Origin of the sequence: Pseudoxanthomonas sp. 22568 (assembly GCF_052044485.1) — a bacterium.
Classification (GTDB): Bacteria; Pseudomonadota; Gammaproteobacteria; order Xanthomonadales; family Xanthomonadaceae; genus Pseudoxanthomonas_A; species Pseudoxanthomonas_A beigongshangi.
In genome coordinates, this window is the sequence record NZ_JBQENC010000003.1 from 18181 (window position 1) to 34989 (window position 16809).

A 16809-nucleotide genomic window follows, 5' to 3' on the forward strand; every position below is an offset into this window, starting at 1 on the left:
GTTGGGGAACAACGGCGGGTAATCGAAGTGCATACGGCATTCCGGCGACGGAGTGGGTGCGCGCATTTGCAACGAGGTAAATCGCTACAGAAATTTAGATCGATATAAAAATTCCGCGTCAGCAACCGTTATTCAATCCAGGAGAGGGTGATTGAAATGAACCAGGTTCCACGCAAGCGCATCAGGAATTCACTATCCACGGCGATCGCCATCGCCCTGACCGCAACCGCGGCGCTGCCGGGCAGCGCATTCGCCCAGCAGGCGCCAGCCCAGGAGCAGGCCGACGCGCCCGCCAGCGCCACCGACCTCGACAAGGTGACCGTCACCGGTTTCCGCTACTCGATCGAGCAGAGCCTGGAACAGAAGCGCAACGCGAACGCGGTCGTCGAAGTCATCACCGCCGAAGACGTCAGCAAATTCCCCGACAAGAACGTGGCCGACGCGCTGCAGCGCGTGCCCGGCGTGATCATCACCCGCGACGGTGGCGAGGGCAAAACCGTCAGCGTGCGCGGCCTGTCCTCGGACCTCACCCTGACCCAGTTGAACGGCAACTACGTCGCCTCGTCGGAAACCAACGACGAAGCGTCGCGCTCGTTCAACTACACGCTGCTGCCAGCCAACATGCTGTCCAGCGCGGAACTGTTCAAGACCCCGGAGGCACGCATCGACGAAGGCGGCATCGGCGGCACGGTGATCCTGCATACCCGGCGCCCGCTGGATCTGGAGAGCAATTCGGGCTTCGCCACCGTCGAAGGCACCTATTCGGACACCAGCAAGACCACCGACCCGCAGCTGTCGGCCATGTATTCCTGGCACAGCGACGACGACCGGTTCGGCGTGCTGGTGGGCGTGACCAAACAGAAGCGCACCAGTCGCAGCATGGAAGTCAGCACCGAGGATTACCAGTGGTACGGAGATGACTACGAGGGCTCACCCGCGACCGACGTCAACGGGAGGCCATTCACCCAGGACGGCATTGGATACTGGTGGGGACAGTCGGGTTTTTACAACCAGACGGGCGACTACTACTCCAACTTCTTCCTGCCGACCTCGGTCAACTTCGCCGTGCGCGAGGAAGAACGCGAACGCGAGGGCGCGCAGCTGACTTTCCAGTTCAAGCCGACCGACAACCTGACCCTGACCGCCAACTATTTCCGCTTCGAACTCCAGGGCGATTACACCCTGAACATGCTGAAGATCCCGGAATGGAACCTGGCTCGCTATTCGGGCGACGGCAACTGGCCCGGCGGCCGCCTGCTCAATGGGCTGACCTTCGATCGCAGCGGCACCATCGTGACCGGCGCCGAGTACGAAAAGCTGCCGGGCAAGACCTACTATTGCAGCGAAGACGAGGCCGCCGCGGCGGGGCTGGATCCCGGTGGCTGGGGGCCGGACGACTGCACCATCCCGACTCCGCAGCTGACCGGCGGCTACAGCCGCGAAAAGGCGCTCTCGCAGACCGCCGACCTGGCGATCGAATGGGATATCGGCCCGCTGTGGAAGGCATCGTTCAAGGGCGGCCGGACGTGGTCCGAAGGCGGCCCGTCCATGAACTTCCGCATGTCGGCCAAACCGCGCCGCCAGGTCGACGGCGTGTGGCAGGCCGGCAATACCTACAGCGCCTGGGATCTGAGCGGGACGCCGACGGCGACCTTCTCGCCGAATCTGCAGGAGATGCTGATGGCGGGCGTGGCGGAAATCGACACCGGCTCGACCGATTCGTCCTGGATGGAAACCGAACTCGAGCAGAACTACTTCCAGGCCGACTTCACCAAGCTGTTCGAGGATGGCTGGCTGGATTCGATCCAGTTCGGCGCGAAGTACCGGGACGGCAAGGTGCATCGCAACACCGGCAATACCTACTGGGTCTGCCAGGGCGCCTCGCCCGACGACTATGATGCCCGCTACCAGAGCAGCGGCTGCGCCGATCCGGAAAAGGGCATCGCCCAGCCAGGCTTCTTCTACTCCAAGCCCATCGGCAACATCGCCGGCGGGTTCAACACCAATGTCTTCCCCGGCATCAACTTCCCGGCCTACATCAACTACCTCAACAGCCGCTATGGCGGCATGCAGAACCGTCGCGAACCCGACTTCGTCTACAACGTCGGCGAGAAGATCTATTCGGGCTACTTCCAGGCCAACTTCCGCACCGAGCGCCTGCGCGGCAACATCGGCGTGCGCGTGGTGCGCACCAAGCAGAGCGCCGAATCCACGGACTCGGTGGAACGGTTCATGGACTACTTCGTGGATGGCCCGGATGGCAACCCGCTGGCATGTCCCGCCGGCGAACCGCCCGCGGGAACCGTCTGCGAGTCGGGCTTCGTGCGCCGCGACGTGCGCGAGAAGACCTACGAACTGGCCTCGCTGGACAAGACCTACACCGACGTGCTGCCGAGCTTCAACATCGCCTATGACCTGACCGAGAACCTGGTGCTGCGCGCCGCAGCCTCCAAGGTCATTTCCCGTGCGGGCTACACCAGCATCGCCTATCCGGGCGGGCTGCAGTTCTACAGCGAAGAATACAGCAACGACCGGCGTGTCGCCGGCGGCACCACCAACCCCGGCTGGTACGGCTCGGGCAGCAATAAGGATCTGCAGCCGTTCGAGGCCACCCAGTTCGATGTCGGGCTGGAGTGGTACTACAAGCCGGGTTCGGTGCTGGGCGCAGGACTGTTCCGGAAGAACGTCAAGAACTTCACCGTCGAGGTCGTCCGCGACCAGCAACTCGTGGTGGGTGGGGAGACGGTGACCATCCAGGGGTACAGCACCGATGCCAATGGCCGCGATGCGGTGTCGCAGGGCGTGGAACTGTATGCCCAGCACACCTTCGATTCGGGATTCGGCTTCCAGGCCAACTACACGTACAACGACACCAACCTGGCTTCCATCGTTCTCGACGGCGAGAACATCGGCGAATCGCCGCTGGCGGGCAGCGCCAAGAACCAGGCGAACCTGACGGTGTTCTACGAGAACGACCGGTTCCTGGCCCGTGCTTCCTACAATCGTCGCGGCGAGGTGATCGGCAACCTGGACAATGGTCTCACGGTCTACAGCGAGCCTTACGATCAGCTGGATCTGAACGCCGCGTACAACATCACCGACTACCTGACCCTCACCGGTTCGGTGCTGAATGCGACCAAGTCTGAGCAACGGCAGTATCTGGGCAACGACACCGAAGCCCGCACGTACTCCAACAACTACTCCGGGCGCATCCTGTACCTGGGCCTGACCTACAAGTTCTGAGTCGAGTTGTCCGCCCCCTCACCCTCGGGTGAGGGGGATTTTCCATGTTGGCGACAGGCGCGTTCCCGGGGAGGGGAGTGCAGGAATGAACACAGACAACCGCATCCGGCGCGTGGTCGTGGTCGGCGGTGGCAGTTCCGGCTGGATGGCGGCGGCGACCCTGGCCACGTTCATCGGCAAGGGCGCGGACATCCGCCTGATCGAGTCCGAGGAGATCGGCATCATCGGAGTGGGCGAGGCCAGTGTCCCGCACATGCGCATCTTCAACGCGCATGTGCTAGGCATCAAGGAGGCCGATTTCGTCACCCATACCCAGGGCACCTTCAAGCTGGGGATCCAGTTCAACGACTGGGCACGCATCGGCGACAGCTATGTGCACGGGTTCGGCACGCTGGGGCGTTCGCTGGGACCGCTGCCCTTCCACCAGTTCTGGCTCAAACTGTTCCTGGCCGGCCGCGCGCCGGCGATCGGTGCCTATTCGTTGCCGACCGTGGCCGCACCCCTGTGCAGGTTCACCAACAGTCCGGAAGGCGCTCCGTCCGGTTCTCCACTGGAGGATATCGCCTACGGCTATCACTTCGACGCCGGGCTGTATGCACGTTACCTGCGCAACCTGTCCGAGCGCAGGGGCGTGACACGCATCGAGGGCAAGGTGGTGGACGCGGTCCAGCGCGCCGAGGATGGCTTCATCGAGGCGGTCGTGATGGAAAGCGGCGAACGCATCGAAGGCGATTTGTTCATCGATTGCTCCGGGTTTCGCGGCCTGTTGATCGAACAGGTGTTGAAGACCGGCTACGAGGACTGGTCGCACTGGCTTCCCTGCAACCGGGCGATGGCGGTGACCTGCGAAGGCAGCGCGCCGCTGACGCCGTACACGCGGGCCACCGCGCGGGCGGCGGGTTGGCAGTGGCGCATCCCCTTGCAGCATCGCGTCGGCAACGGCTATGTCTATTCAAGCGAGCACCTGGGCGACGACGAGGCCGCCGCGACCCTGCTGGCGAATCTCGATGGCCGCCCGTTGATCGAACCGCGGCCACTGCGCTTCACCACCGGCCGGCGCAGGCGGTTCTGGAACCGCAACGTGATCGCGCTGGGTCTGGCCGGCGGCTTCATGGAGCCGCTTGAATCCACCAGCATCCACCTGGTCCAGTCGGGCCTGCAGCGCTTGCTGGGGCTGTTCCCGGATCGCACGTTCGATCCCTTGCTGATCGAACGCTTCAACCGGGACTCGATTTTCGAGTACGAGCGGATCCGCGATTTCCTGATCCTCCACTACAACGCCACCGAGCGCGACGACAGCCCGTTCTGGGATTACTGCCGGACGATGCCGATCCCGGACAGCCTGCGCGAAACGGTCGACCTGTTCCGCCTGGACGGGCGCTACTTCCGCAACGGCGAGGATTTCTTCGCGTTGCCGAGCTGGGTGCAGGTGATGCTGGGCCAGCGTGTCGTGCCGCGCGGCTACCACCCGATCGTGGACGAGATGCCCGAGGAGGAACTGGCGGGATTCGTCGAACGGGTGCGCCGGACACTGGCGACGTGCGTGGACACGATGCCGTCCCACCAGGACTACATCGACCGTTACTGCAAGGCGCAGATGAACTGAGCCGGCGGGCCGGACCGCTGCCTAGCCGCGTGGCCGCGCTTCCACCAGCCGCCCCAGTTCGGTCGCCAGCACCTGTACCAGTGCGTCCGCGCTGGGCCGGTGGAACAGGGCGACTTCGTAGCTGTCCACCGGCGGCAGGCCGTGGCGCCGATCGAGTACACGATGCTGGCGGGTGATGGCGCGACGCGGCAGCAGGCTGATGCCCATGCCGTCGGCGACCGCGTCCTGGATGCTGGCCAGCGATGAACTGGAAAAGGCGATGCGCCAGCGCCGCCCGCCGGCTTCGATGGCGCTGATCATCTCTTCCCGGTACAGGCCACGCATGGGAAAGGTCACCAGCGGCACCGGATCCTGTCGAAGGCAGGGACGCTGCGGACTGTCGATCCAGTGCAAGGGCTCGGGCCAGCACCGGACCGCCTCGCGGGTATTGCGGCGTTGCTTGACCAGGGCCAGATCGAGCTCGCCCCGGTCATAGGCCTGGGTGAGATCGCGGCTCAGTCCGGTGGTGACTTCCAGCTTCACCTGCGGATGGCGGCGGTTGAACGCGGCCAGCATGCGGGTGGCGCGGGTGCCGGCGAAATCGTCCGGCACCCCCAGCCGGATGGTCACCGCCACGGTGGCGCCGGCGAGACTGTCGAACAACTGGTCGTTGACGTTGAGCATGTGCCGGGCGTGGCCGAGCAGCACGTGTCCGGCCTCGGTGGGCTGGACGTCGCGGGTGCCGCGGGTCAGCAGGCGGTGGCCGGTCAGCTCCTCCAGCCGGCGCACTTTCTGGCTGATGGTCGACTGGGTGGAATGCAGGTGGATGGCGGCGGTGGTGAAGCTGCCGCAGTCGGCCACCATCAGCAGCGCCCGCAGCAGATCCAGCTCAATCAGCGGCCTATTCGTTTTCTGGATTCCGGCCATTCGAATATTTAATTTCCCGATGGAGCATGCGCGTTCTAGCATCGGTCGCAGGTCCGGGCAAGCTTGCCCGGCAAGCCATGCCGCGGATTTCGCCGGGAGTTGCCGATGCCATCGTTGTTCCGCCTGGGTGCGGTCGTCCTGACCGCCACGTTGCTGCTGTTGGCGGCGATGGCCAGCGTGAAGGGAGGAGAGTTGGAAAACCGTTTGTGGAAGGCCGCCAGCGCCGGCGATGCGCGCGGTGTCGATACCCTGATCCGGCAAGGCGCCGCGGTGGACGCCCGCGATGGCGAGGGACGCACCGCGTTGTTGCTCGCCACCCACGCGAACCAGATCGAAGCCGCGCGGGTGCTGATCCAGGCCGGCGCCGACGTCAATGCCAAGGACGCCATCCAGGACAGCCCCTACCTCTATGCCGGCGCGCGCGGGCATCTGGAAATCCTGCGGATGACCCTGGCCCACGGCGCGGATCTGCTCAGCACCAACCGCTACGGTGGAACCGCGCTGATTCCGGCCGCCGAACGCGGTCACGTGGAGACGGTGAAGACCTTGATCGAGGCCGGCGTGGATGTTGACCACGTCAACCGGCTCGGCTGGACCGCGCTGCTGGAGGCGATCATCCTCGGCCAGGGCGGCCCGCGGCACGTGCGCATCGTGGAGGCGTTGATCGCGGCGGATGCCGACGTGAATCTCGCCGACGGTGAAGGCGTCACCCCGCTGCAGCACGCGCGTCGTCGCCAGCAGCACGGCATCGTCGATCTTCTCGTGCGGGCCGGCGCGCGCGGATAGCAGGCCGGCCGGGTGGTCCGGCCTGTCGTTTTTCCTCCCGGCATCGGTTGGCTGCGCGCATCTCCTGGCGCGCAGCCAACCCTTTCGATTCACGCGCGCCCGGCAACGGCGCGCAGTCACCGCGAACCTGGACACCCCATGCTCAAGTCACTGCTTTCCGCACTCCCGCTGGCGCTGGCATTCTCGACGCCGGCCATCGCCGCCGAGCGCGCCGACGTCATCATCCGCCACGCCGCCGTCATCGACGTCGCCGGTGCGCGCGTGCTGCCCGGGCAGGCGGTGGTGCTGCGCGGAGAGGACATCGTCGCGGTAGGACCGGACGCGGAGATCGCTGCCCGCTGGCAGGCCGGACGCAGCATCGAGGGCGGCGGAAGGTTCCTGATTCCGGGCCTGTGGGACATGCATGTGCATTTCGGCGGCGGTCCGGCACTGATCGAGGAGAACAAGGCGCTGCTGCCGCTGTACGTCGCCCACGGCATCACCAGCATCCGCGATGCTTCCGGGGATCTGCCTGTGCAGGTGCTGGAATGGCGCGAGGCGATCCGCAGCGGGAAACTGGCGGGGCCGCAGCTGTTCACCTCCGGGGCCAAGATCGAGGGCATCCGGCCGGTCTGGAAGGGCACACTGGAAGTCGGAGACGAGGCCGGCGTGGATGCGGCGCTGGAACGGCTGCGGCGCGATCGGGTCGATTTCGTCAAGATCACCGACAGCACCCTGACGCCGCCGCTGTTCCTGTATGCGCTCTCCCGCGCACGCGAAGCCGGCTTGCGCACGTCCGGCCACATTCCGATGGCATTGACCGTCGCGCAGGCGGTGGACGCGGGCATCCGTTCGCTGGAGCACATCGACTATGCGTACAAGGCAGGAGTGAAGGGCGAGGCCGCGATTGCGGCCGATTTCGCCGCTGGCCGCATCGATCGCGCCGAGGCCAACCGGCGCCTGCGGGAGGGATTCGATCGCCAGACGGCGTTGGCCGCCTACCGCAATCTGGCCGCCAAGGACGTATTCGTCACGCCCACCCTCAACGGCGGCCGGATCATCGATTTCCTGGATGTCGACGATCACCTGGATGACGACTACCTGGCCTACATCGGCCCGGGCCTGCGGGCGACTTATGCGTGGCGGGTGGAACGCGCGGCCAAGGCGACGCCGGAGCAAATCGCCGTGCGTCACGCGCACTACCGCCAACTGGCGGCGGTGCTGCCGCTGCTGCAGGAAGCCGGCGTCACGATCATGGCCGGTACCGACGCGGGATTCCTCAATTCGTACAACTATCCCGGCATCGGCCTGCACGACGAGCTGTCGCTGTATGTCAAGGAAGGGCTGACGCCGGCACAGGCGCTTGCGTCCGCCACCCGTGCCGGCCCGGCCTGGTTCGGCCGGCTGGACCGCTATGGTGCGATCGAAGCAGGCAAGGCGGCCGATCTGGTGCTGCTCGATGCCAACCCGCTGGAAGACATCCGTGCGACGCGCGCAATCCATGCGGTGGTGCTGCGTGGTGCCGTCCACGAACGCGCCGATCTGGATCGCATGCTGGACCAAGCCAGGCGTCAGGTAGCCGCCTGGAACGCGCAGCGCGCACCCTGAACCTCAGGGCGGCCGGGCACTGACCGCGCCCGGCCACCCCGCTCACGCGGGCAGGCCGTCCAGCCATTCGCCGAACACCTGCCGGCTCCGCACGCGCATGGTTTCGTCGTGTTGGTCGGCGAGCTGAAGCATCGCGGCCGCATCCACGCCGCTGTCGCGCACTTCGCCGGCATGGCCTTCGGTCCATTCGCGCAGGCGATGCAGTTCCGCTTCCGGATGGAACTGCAGGCCGAGGATGCGGGTTCCGATCCGGAATGCCTGGACCGCGCAGGCGTCGGTTTCCGCCAGCCGTTCGGCCTGTGGCGACAGGGTGATGGCTTCGCCGTGCCAGTGGAGTACCGGTTGCCCGGCCGGCAGGTGCCGCAGCGGCGACCGCAGGCCCGCCGGGGTAAGCCTGACCGGCGCCAGGCCGATCTCGCGTGCCGGCATCGGTGCGACCGTGCCGCCCAGCGCCAGCGCGATGATCTGCGCACCCAGGCAGATGCCGAGCAGGGGAATACCGCGCTCGGCGATAATCGATGCCAGTCGCAATTCGTCGGCGATGGCCGGGTCATGACGATGATCGTTGGCGCTCATCGGTCCGCCCAGGATGATCAGCAGGTCCACGTGCAGCGGATCGATCGACCACACTTCGTCGCCCGGTGGCCGGTAGGTGGTGACGCGGTAACCGCGTTCTTGCAGCAGCGGCGCCAGGTGCCCGGCGTCCTCGAATTCCACGTGCTGGATGACGATCGCGTTCTTCATTCGGCTTTCCGCGCGTTGTCATCGATGGCGCAGCCTTCGTCGGTACAGCCGGCGCTGGCGGGAGCCTCCGCATCGTCCATCGGGATCGTCCCGGGCTCGCCCAGCAGGCCGCCGATCTGCGCGCCCAGCACCAGGTCGCTGACCTGGCCGAAATGCTGCATGCGGACCCGGCCGAGGCGATCGATCAGGGTGAGGGTCGGCGTGCCCTGCATGGCGTAGGCGCGCATGGTCTGCGGAATCGGACCGCGCGGGGCGGGCCGGTCCACGCCGACCGGGAAGGGAATGCGGTACTCGTGCAGGAACGCCTGCAATGCCTCGTGGGTCATCACCTCGCGATGCTCGAACACCGTGTGCAGCCCGATCACGGCGACCTGATCGCGTGGAAAGCCGGTGTGGACGCGCAGCGCCTGCGGCAGGCCGTGCGAAACGCAGCCGGGGCAGAGCATCTGGAAGGCTTCGAGCACGATCACCTTGCCGCGCAGGGATTCCAGGCTCGGCGGCGAGGGTGTGTTGAACCAGCGGTCCACCTGCCAGGCGGGCGCGGGGGGATGGTAGGTGTTTTCCATATGGCTTGGGCGCCCGCACCGTTGCGATGCGGGCGCCGCTCTCCTGTCGGTGGGGGCGAACGGTTTTTCCGGCTCAGCGCAGATCGGCCAGCGCGGCGCCGAAGTTGACGTGCAGCGGCAGGCCGCCCAGCACCAGCGCGGGCACGGATTTCACCCCGGCCGCTTCGGCTTCGCCGAGACGGGACTTCTGTTCGCCCAGATGGACGATTTCAACATCGAACCGCGATGTATCCAGCGCGGTGGCGAGCTGCTGCTCGGCATCGACGCAGACCGGGCAACCGGCGTGATAGAAAATGGCTTTCTGGCGCATACTTGCATCTCCTCTTGCTGCTCTTCACAGGGTCGTTGGGGGAACCGGGCGGCGATCGATGGCAGTCGATCGCCGCCCACTCGTTTCCGCCTGGGGCGGAAGGGGAAGCCGGAACCGTTCGCGGTTCGCGGACAGAAGTTCGTCTTCGGCGGGCGATTGCTCGCCGCAATCGATCCGCAGTTCGGCGTCGCCGAACGGGGCGCCGATGAAGGCGCAGAAATGCGGTTTCGCCGCATCGTCGCTGGCGAAGGGACGGAAGAACCGGCAGCCCAGGCAGGTCCGCAGGCCGGTGGCCAGTCCCTGCTGCTGTGCCTGTGCGATCAGCAACTGGCTCACCCGCAGCAGCGCGCCCACGTCGTCGGATTCCAGGCCCTGCAACAGGGCGGCCAGGCCATGGGCGGGATGCTTCAACCGGTTCGCCTGCGTGCGTCCGGCCGCGCTCAGGCGGACGATGCTGGCGCGGCGGTCCTCCGTGTCGGCGCGGCGGCGGATCCAGCCCTTGGCTTCCATCGCCTTGAGCGAATCACTGAGGCTGGCCGGCGACACGCTCAGGCGCTCGGCGATCTGGCGCGCGCGCAGCCCGTCCGCTGCCGCGGCCAGCATCCGCAATACCTGCGCCTGAGTCGGCGGCAGGGCGGCGCCCGCATCACTGCGCCAGGCCTGCGCGCGCACCAGCGAGGCGAGTTGCTCGAGGCCCGCGGCCGCCTGTTCGCGCTGGTGGGAAGGATCGGACATGGCAATATGGTAGGAGTCCTAACTATATCGTTCAATGACCGTTCGTCGGCGCGCTCACAGCGAGGCCGGTTGGAACAGCGGCTCCCGGCTCAATACCCGCAGCCCTTCGGGCCCACTTTCCAGCAGGCGGCGCTCGTCATGCGCCACCAGCAACTCCAACTGGAAACCGTCCTCGGGGCGCAGCAGCGCGGCGATGCGGTGAATCGCCTGCAGCGCTTCGGCGCCCTCGGCATCGAAATGACCCAGGTGGCGGTCCTGCTGCTGGACGAGAAGGCGATAGCTGGACATGGTGATCTCAGGGAGAAAGGGAGGAGGCGGGCAGCAGCAGCTCGCCGCTGCGATGGAGCAGGGTGTGGCGAAGCGCCGCGACGATGCGTTCGCATGCCTGCGCGACCGCTTCGTCCAACGGAATTCCCGCCAGCAGGCGCGCGGCGAGTTCCGCACTGAACAGATCGCCGGTGCCCTTGGTGTCGGCGGACAGGCGCGGATGCCGGATCACGCGGGTGGTGTCGCGGGTGACGACCGCCACCCACATGCATCCGGCTTCCCATGCCTCCGGCGCCGCGCTGGTGACGACCGCCCAGCGGGTGCGGCCGGTCAACAGGCGGCGCGCTGCGGCGAACACGCTTTCGGGGGCGCGGCCATGATCCGGCACCAGTTGCGCGAGTTCGAATCCGTTCGGGGTGATGCCATCGGCGAGGGGCAGCAGATGGCGCCGGTAGGCGTCGATCATGCCGGGGTCGACATAGATGCCGCTGTCGTGATCGCCGATCACCGGGTCGACAAACAGTTGCAGCTCCGGCAGTTCCACGCGAAGCCGGGCGATCCAAACCGCCAGCGCCGCGGCCTGCGCGGGCTCGCCGAGGTAGCCGACCACCACCGCGCGTAGTTGCCGCAGCGCGCCGCGCGCGCGCAGGTCCGACAGATAGCCTTCGAACCACGGCAGCGGGATGACGCCGCCATGCAGGCTGGGATAGTGCGGCGTGTTGCTCAGCAGCACCGTGGGCACCGCAGCCACGCTCAATCCGTGCGCCTCCAAGGCCGGTACGGCGACGGCGTTGCCGACCCGGCCATAGACGACCTGTGACTGCACGGACACCACATCCAGCCGCAATGGCAACGACGTGGCGTCCACCTGGTGGGTCACCGTCGCCAGCCGCTCCGCCAGTCCAGCGCCGCCGTCGTCGCGCAGGCTCATGCCGCGCTGCCTTCGCCGGGCCAGAAGTGGCTGTCGGGCAGGGCGCGGGCGCCGAAGATGGCCTGGCCGACCCGCACGACGGTGGCGCCTTCCTCGATCGCGATCTCGTAATCGCCGGACATGCCCATCGACAATTCATGCAGTTCGATGCCGGCGGGCGCCTGATCGCGCAGGCGATCACGCAGTTCCCGCAGCTGCACGAAACAGCGGCGCACCCGCTCGGCATCCTCGGAGAACACCGCCAGGGTCATCAGGCCGCGTACCCGCAGGGCGGAGAAGGCGGGCAGTTCGCGCAAGAAGGCGGCGACCTCCTCCTCCGGCAGGCCGTACTTGCTGGCCTCGCCCGAGGTGTTGACCTGAACGAACACGTCCAGCCCGCGTCCTTCCAGTTGCAGGCGCCGATCCAGTGCCTCGGCCACGCGCAGGCTGTCCAGCGCCTGGAACTCGGCGGCGAACCGCGCCACCAGCTTGGCCTTGTTGGTCTGCAGGTGGCCGATGACCGACCAGCGCAGATCCGTGAGATCGGCCATCGCCTCCCACTTGCGATGGGCTTCCTGCACCTTGTTTTCTCCGAGCAGGCGGCAGCCCGCAGCATGGGCCAGGCGGATGTGCGGCTCGTCCATGGTCTTGCTGACCGGCAGCAGGCGCACGCCGGCGGGATCGCGACCGATCCGCGCGCAGGCCGCCCGCATGCGTGCATCGACTGCGGCGAGGTTGTGGCGGAAGTCCTCGACGCTTTCGGCGCGCGGATAGCGCCCGTGCCGCGAATGCGACGTGGGCGTGGACGGAACGGGAGCGGGGGAGGAGGTGTTCACCGGGATGGTTTCCTTTGCGTGGAGCGCGCGGTTGGTACGGGCGCCGTTGACACAGGTCAGATTCTATATTGTCATAGGACAATATGAAAATCACCGGAAACACCGCCGCCGAGATCTTCGAGCGCATCCGCCTGCTGGTGCGGAGCGGGCAATTGCGACCGGGCGATTCGCTGCCGCCGGTGCGGGAACTGGCGCTCAACCTGGACGTCAACCGCAACACCGTCGCCGCCGCCTACAAGCGCCTGGTCGCGGCGGGTATCGCCGCCACCCAGGGCAGGCTGGGCACGGTGATCCGCGGCGACGAGGTGCTGGGCGAGCAGGAGGGCACACCGCATGCCACGCCATTGATCGATCTGGCCGGCGGCAATCCGAATCCGGACTGGCTGCCCGATCCCGCCGCCGCGCTGGCCTCGCAACGGCGACCGCCGCGGCTTTATGGCGCGCCGTTGATGAATCCCGAGCTGGAGGCCTATGGCCGCGCATGGTTGTCGCCCGATTGCCCGGCCGGGCCGGCCATCGATCTGACCCACGGCGCGGTCGATGCGGTCGAGCGCCTGCTCGCCGCCTATCTCGCGCCGGGCGATCGGGTGGCGGTGGAGGATCCGTGCTTCCTCAGCAGCATCAACACCCTGCGCACCGCCGGCTTCGAAGCCATCGGCGTGCCCATCGATGGCCAGGGCATGCGCGCGGACGCGCTCGAAGCCGCGTTGGAGCAGGGCGCACAGGCGGTGATCATCACGCCGCGCGCGCACAACCCCACCGGTTGCAGCCTGGGCGCCAGCCGCGCGAAGGCGCTGCGCGCCGTGCTTGCGCGCCATCCGCATGTGCTGGTGATCGTGGATGACCATTTCGCGCTGCTGGCACAGGCGCCGTACCACGACGTGATTCCGAAGAACGCGCAGCGCTGGGCGCTGGTGCGTTCGCTGTCCAAGGCGCTGGGGCCGGATCTGCGGCTGGCGTTCGTGGCATCCGATGCGCGGACCTCGAATCGCCTGCGCCTGCGCCTGGCGGGCGGTACCAGTTGGGTCAGCCACATCCTGCAGGACATCGCGCAGGCCTGCCTGCTGGATTCGCGCAACCGGCAGATCAAGGGGGCGCGGGAGGACTATGCGCGCCGCAGGCAACAGCTGGCCGAAGCGCTGCGCGGCGAGAACATCGCGACCCCGGCGGCGGACGGCCTCAATCTCTGGTTGCCGCTGGCCACGGACGGTGGGCGGATCGCCGGCGATCTCGCCCGCCACGGCTGGCTGGTGCGGGCGGGTGAAGCCTTCGGGGTCGGCGGGCCGGCGCGCGGCCTGCGTGTGACGATATCGACGCTGACGCCGGAACAGGCCCGGCGCTTCGCCGCCGACCTGCGCGGTGCGCTGGGGCGCGCGGGTTGACTGCACGCGGGCTGACCGCGCGCCGGCTGATCGCCGGCGCCAGGTTCATGCCTTGAAGCCGCGCCGGCCGCGTTCCACCGACAGCCGATGGGTGCCGGCCAGCGCCAGGCTGCGTTCCTTCACCGTGCGCAGGAACCGCCATTCGCCGATGACCTGCTGCGGAGTGATGTCCAGGCGCATGTAGCCGCGCTGGCTGGTGTCGGCCCAGGCCAGTTCCGGATTGGTGGCGACGAAGGCGGCGGCGACCTGTTTCGGATCAACGGCCATGTTTCCCTCCATGCCGTGCGAGCTCACGCTGTGGCCGGCGAACTCGGTGCCGGCGGGGCGGCCGTCCTCGACCAGCGAGTACGCCCAGGCGTTGTGGCTGTCGCCGGACAGCATCACCAGATCCGCGTCCGCCTGCTGGGCCGCGCGCAGCAGGCGCGAGCGCGCAGCCGGATAGCCGTCCCAGCGGTCCATCCACATCGGCACGCCCTGGCGCGACGCGCGCACGTCGCGGCGGAACTTGTCGGCCACGCGCTCTCCGGCCTCGGGCCGGAGCCAGCCCGGCATCTGCTCCGGCATCAGGGTGCGGCCGAGGATCGTGCCCATGCCCACCATCTGCCAGGTGGAGCTGGCGGCGTTGCGGGCGAATTCGCGCGACAGCCAGTGTTCCTGATCCGAACCTAGCATGGTCGCCGCCGGATCCTGCCAGGCACCGTCACGAAAACGCCGCAGCGCCGCGTCCGGATCCGCTGACTGGTGCGCCTCGGCCAGTTCCGCCGCCGGTGGCCGCGTGCGCGCCAGCACCCGTGATTCGGTGCGGTACAGGGTCGCGAGGGAGCCGATCGGATAGGCCTTCCACGGTTCTTCCGATATCGGCATCCACTCGCGATAGGCCTGCATCGCCGCCATGCGCCGGGTGTTCCAGTCGCCCTCGGCGGCCGGCTGGTGATTCTGCGCGCCGCCTTCCCAACTGTCGTTGGTGATTTCGTGGTCGTCCCACAGCGCCAGCATTGGCGCCATGCGGTGCAGTTGCCGCAAATCCGGATCCGCCCGGTAGCAGGCGAAGCGCAGCCGGTAGTCGGCCAGGCTGATCATCTCGTGGTCGTGCGCGGGCAGGACCTCGCGCCCGGCGATGCGGTCCTTTTCCTTGTAGGAACCGATACCGTACTCGTAGATGTAATCGCCCACGTGCAGCCACAGGTCGAGATCGTCGCTCGCCGCCGCGTGCGCATAGGCGTTGAACCAGCCCATCGGCAGGTTGGAGCAGGAGAACAGGCCCAGTCCGAACCGTTCGACCTCGCCTTCCGGCAGGGTGCGGGTGCGGCCGACCGGCGATTGGGTGCCGTCCGGCGCGATGAAGCGATACCAGTACGTCGTGCCGGGCCGCAGTCCGTCCACGGTCTGCTTGACAGTCCAGTCGCGATGGGCGCCGGTGCTGGACTGGCCGCCCGAGACCACCCGGGTGAATTCGCGATCCAGCGCCACTTCCGCGACCAACCGCGCTTCGTCCGCGCCGCCGGCCGGCACGTAGCGGGTCCACAGCAGCATGCTGTCCGGTCCGGGTTCGCCGCTGGCGACGCTGTGGGTGAATCCCCGCGCGCCCAGCAGTTCCATCGCCAGGCCGCGGCCGCCCGGCAGCGCCAGCATGCCCAGGCCCAGGGTGCCGCCGACGATCAGGCGACGACGTTCGATGTTCACGCTCAAGGTTGTTTCTCCGTATCGACCCGGGTGAAGGGCGCGTCCACGTTCCCCGTCCACCGTGTCAGGTTGATTTCAGCGGTCTGCGCGCCCTTGGCGCCTGAATTGATCGCCAGATAGAACAGGCCCCGGCCGACCGGCTGGAAGCCGACGTCGGCTTTCTGATGCCAGCCGCGCACGCCGCTGGCCTCGTCGTTCAATCCCTCATCGGCCAGTGCAAGCAGAGGGCCCCGTTCCCAGCCATCCCCGTCGCGAGCGGGAACACCCACCAGATCGTCCAGGCGTGGCGCGGCGCGCGCGTCGATCGCGAACAATCCGTAGTTGGCGAAGGAAGGCTTCTTGCCGGGATACACGCCCATGAACCAGCGTTGCGATGCGCCGTCGTAGGCCAGGGTTTGCACGCCATAGGTGGTGTTGCCCGTACGGACGAAGTATTTGCCGTGCGGTGCACGCGGACCGCTGTGGTGCGGCGCGGCTTCATCCAGTGGGCGGGCAAGCGCGTCCCATCCCTGGATGTCGTATTGCAGCAGCACCTGGTGATCGTTGTCTTCGCGGGCGGTGTTGCCGTAGATGCCGTAGGCGACCGTGAGCAGGCGCGACCCGTCCACCCGGCCGAAGGCCGGACCAAAGCCGACGCCGTCGATGCCGGAACAGCCGTAGCGGTGATCGGGCGTGGCCGCGACATTGCCGTCGAAGCGGCCATTGCCGTCCAGGTCGGCGGTGTAGTCTGCGGCCACCTCCGGCAGGTAGACGGTACGCAGGATATCCGTGCCGTCGGCTGAGACGCCGATGCGGTCGATGCGGTCCACATCGATGACGGCGATATAGAACGCCTGGTCAGCCTTGTACTCGAGCGAACCGTAGAGCTTGCCGTCGTCCGGATTGAAGTCGAGATCGCCCAGATGGCCGCTCCAGCCCACCAGCGTGCCAATCAGCCTGCCGCTGAAGTCGTACTTCGCCAGCAGATCGGTGAACGAGTAATAGACATGGCCACGTTCGAGATCCACCGCGATGCCCTGGACATGTCCGGAAGCCCACGTGCCGCCGTTCTGCGTTGACGGCAGCCGCGGCGCGGGCACGGGATTCGCGGTGCCGGCCCACGCCGGGATGGACACGCCGGACACGATGGATATCAGGCAGAGGCCGGCGAACCATCGGATCCGGTGCGGGAGTCGATGGCCATCACGGCGCATGCAGGTAGGCAAGGAACGGGGAGGGTGCATGAACATGTCCGTCGAGGCGGAATCC

Annotated in this window: 15 protein-coding genes; 5 read left to right on the top strand and 10 right to left on the bottom strand. The window is 67.3% G+C overall.

Going from position 1 to position 16809, the window contains the following annotated elements; translation table 11 throughout:
* Positions 1–156: 156 nt before the first annotated feature.
* Entirely contained in the window at positions 157–3243 is a 3087-nt protein-coding gene (locus tag ACTJI2_RS04380; RefSeq protein WP_318289042.1) for a TonB-dependent receptor, read from the top strand.
* Positions 3244–3328: 85 nt separating this feature from the next.
* The gene (locus tag ACTJI2_RS04385; protein WP_318289043.1) at positions 3329–4849 is read left to right on the top strand and encodes a tryptophan halogenase family protein; all 1521 of its coding nucleotides are present in this window, start codon (positions 3329–3331) and stop codon (positions 4847–4849) included.
* A gap of 21 nt (positions 4850–4870) precedes the next feature.
* Here ACTJI2_RS04385 and ACTJI2_RS04390 read toward each other — a convergent pair whose 3' ends face one another.
* Positions 4871–5755: a LysR substrate-binding domain-containing protein gene (locus tag ACTJI2_RS04390; RefSeq protein ID WP_318289044.1), complete on the bottom strand. Its 885-nt coding sequence runs from the start codon at positions 5753–5755 to the stop codon at positions 4871–4873.
* A gap of 105 nt (positions 5756–5860) precedes the next feature.
* On the opposite strand from ACTJI2_RS04390, the gene ACTJI2_RS04395 reads away from it, so the two are divergent.
* The gene (locus tag ACTJI2_RS04395; protein WP_183636199.1) at positions 5861–6541 is read left to right on the top strand and encodes an ankyrin repeat domain-containing protein; all 681 of its coding nucleotides are present in this window, start codon (positions 5861–5863) and stop codon (positions 6539–6541) included.
* Between the two features lie 138 nt (positions 6542–6679).
* On the top strand, positions 6680–8128 hold the full coding sequence (locus tag ACTJI2_RS04400) for an amidohydrolase family protein (RefSeq protein ID WP_440841232.1): 1449 nt from the start codon (positions 6680–6682) through the stop codon (positions 8126–8128).
* Between the two features lie 42 nt (positions 8129–8170).
* On the opposite strand, the gene ACTJI2_RS04405 is transcribed toward ACTJI2_RS04400, so the two are convergent.
* The 7 genes from ACTJI2_RS04405 to ACTJI2_RS04435 all read right to left on the bottom strand — a co-directional run bounded on the left by ACTJI2_RS04405 (position 8171) and on the right by ACTJI2_RS04435 (position 12373).
* Complete coding sequence (locus tag ACTJI2_RS04405) at positions 8171–8872, bottom strand: glutamine amidotransferase-related protein (protein ID WP_318289046.1); 702 nt, start codon at positions 8870–8872, stop codon at positions 8171–8173.
* On the bottom strand, positions 8869–9438 hold the full coding sequence (locus ACTJI2_RS04410) for a TlpA family protein disulfide reductase (RefSeq protein WP_318289047.1): 570 nt from the start codon (positions 9436–9438) through the stop codon (positions 8869–8871). Before ACTJI2_RS04410 ends, ACTJI2_RS04405 begins: the two co-directional genes overlap by 4 nt.
* Positions 9439–9511: 73 nt before the next feature.
* Positions 9512–9748: a hypothetical protein gene (locus ACTJI2_RS04415; protein ID WP_318289048.1), complete on the bottom strand. Its 237-nt coding sequence runs from the start codon at positions 9746–9748 to the stop codon at positions 9512–9514.
* A 24-nt stretch (positions 9749–9772) separates the two neighbouring features.
* Complete coding sequence (locus ACTJI2_RS04420) at positions 9773–10483, bottom strand: MarR family winged helix-turn-helix transcriptional regulator (RefSeq protein ID WP_318289049.1); 711 nt, start codon at positions 10481–10483, stop codon at positions 9773–9775.
* Positions 10484–10537: 54 nt separating this feature from the next.
* Positions 10538–10771, bottom strand: coding sequence for a cytoplasmic protein (locus ACTJI2_RS04425; protein ID WP_183636216.1), 234 nt, complete (start codon positions 10769–10771; stop codon positions 10538–10540).
* A 7-nt stretch (positions 10772–10778) separates the two neighbouring features.
* Positions 10779–11681, bottom strand: coding sequence for a pyridoxine/pyridoxal/pyridoxamine kinase (pdxK, locus tag ACTJI2_RS04430; protein WP_318289051.1), 903 nt, complete (start codon positions 11679–11681; stop codon positions 10779–10781).
* Positions 11678–12373: a YggS family pyridoxal phosphate-dependent enzyme gene (locus tag ACTJI2_RS04435; RefSeq protein WP_203323073.1), complete on the bottom strand. Its 696-nt coding sequence runs from the start codon at positions 12371–12373 to the stop codon at positions 11678–11680. Before ACTJI2_RS04435 ends, pdxK begins: the two co-directional genes overlap by 4 nt.
* Before the next feature lie 206 nt (positions 12374–12579).
* Here ACTJI2_RS04435 and ptsJ point away from each other — a divergent pair, with 206 nt between their 5' ends.
* Positions 12580–13878 (top strand): MocR-like B6 salvage transcription factor PtsJ, encoded by a 1299-nt coding sequence (gene ptsJ / locus ACTJI2_RS04440; RefSeq protein ID WP_318289052.1) that lies wholly within the window; start codon positions 12580–12582, stop codon positions 13876–13878.
* Between the two features lie 45 nt (positions 13879–13923).
* Here the strand turns inward: ptsJ and ACTJI2_RS04445 are convergent, their stop codons facing one another.
* On the bottom strand, positions 13924–15561 hold the full coding sequence (locus ACTJI2_RS04445; protein WP_318289351.1) for an alkaline phosphatase D family protein: 1638 nt from the start codon (positions 15559–15561) through the stop codon (positions 13924–13926).
* A 2-nt stretch (positions 15562–15563) separates the two neighbouring features.
* Positions 15564–16685: a hypothetical protein gene (locus ACTJI2_RS04450; RefSeq protein WP_318289053.1), complete on the bottom strand. Its 1122-nt coding sequence runs from the start codon at positions 16683–16685 to the stop codon at positions 15564–15566.
* Positions 16686–16809 lie beyond the last annotated feature (124 nt).

Bases quoted from the DNA above. Each gene is read 5' to 3' on its own strand.
- ACTJI2_RS04390 (WP_318289044.1), bottom strand. From the start codon at position 5,755: ATGGCCGGAATCCAGAAAACGAATAGGCCGCTGATTGAGCTGGATCTG.
- ACTJI2_RS04395 (WP_183636199.1), top strand. From the start codon at position 5,861: ATGCCATCGTTGTTCCGCCTGGGTGCGGTCGTCCTGACCGCCACGTTG.
- ACTJI2_RS04385 (WP_318289043.1), top strand. From the start codon at position 3,329: ATGAACACAGACAACCGCATCCGGCGCGTGGTCGTGGTCGGCGGTGGC.
- ACTJI2_RS04410 (WP_318289047.1), bottom strand. From the start codon at position 9,438: ATGGAAAACACCTACCATCCCCCCGCGCCCGCCTGGCAGGTGGACCGC.
- pdxK (WP_318289051.1), bottom strand. From the start codon at position 11,681: ATGAGCCTGCGCGACGACGGCGGCGCTGGACTGGCGGAGCGGCTGGCG.
- ACTJI2_RS04380 (WP_318289042.1), top strand. From the start codon at position 157: ATGAACCAGGTTCCACGCAAGCGCATCAGGAATTCACTATCCACGGCG.
- ACTJI2_RS04415 (WP_318289048.1), bottom strand. From the start codon at position 9,748: ATGCGCCAGAAAGCCATTTTCTATCACGCCGGTTGCCCGGTCTGCGTC.
- ACTJI2_RS04400 (WP_440841232.1), top strand. From the start codon at position 6,680: ATGCTCAAGTCACTGCTTTCCGCACTCCCGCTGGCGCTGGCATTCTCG.
- ACTJI2_RS04425 (WP_183636216.1), bottom strand. From the start codon at position 10,771: ATGTCCAGCTATCGCCTTCTCGTCCAGCAGCAGGACCGCCACCTGGGT.
- ACTJI2_RS04435 (WP_203323073.1), bottom strand. From the start codon at position 12,373: ATGCGGGCGGCCTGCGCGCGGATCGGTCGCGATCCCGCCGGCGTGCGC.
- ACTJI2_RS04405 (WP_318289046.1), bottom strand. From the start codon at position 8,872: ATGAAGAACGCGATCGTCATCCAGCACGTGGAATTCGAGGACGCCGGG.
- ACTJI2_RS04420 (WP_318289049.1), bottom strand. From the start codon at position 10,483: ATGTCCGATCCTTCCCACCAGCGCGAACAGGCGGCCGCGGGCCTCGAG.
- ptsJ (WP_318289052.1), top strand. From the start codon at position 12,580: ATGAAAATCACCGGAAACACCGCCGCCGAGATCTTCGAGCGCATCCGC.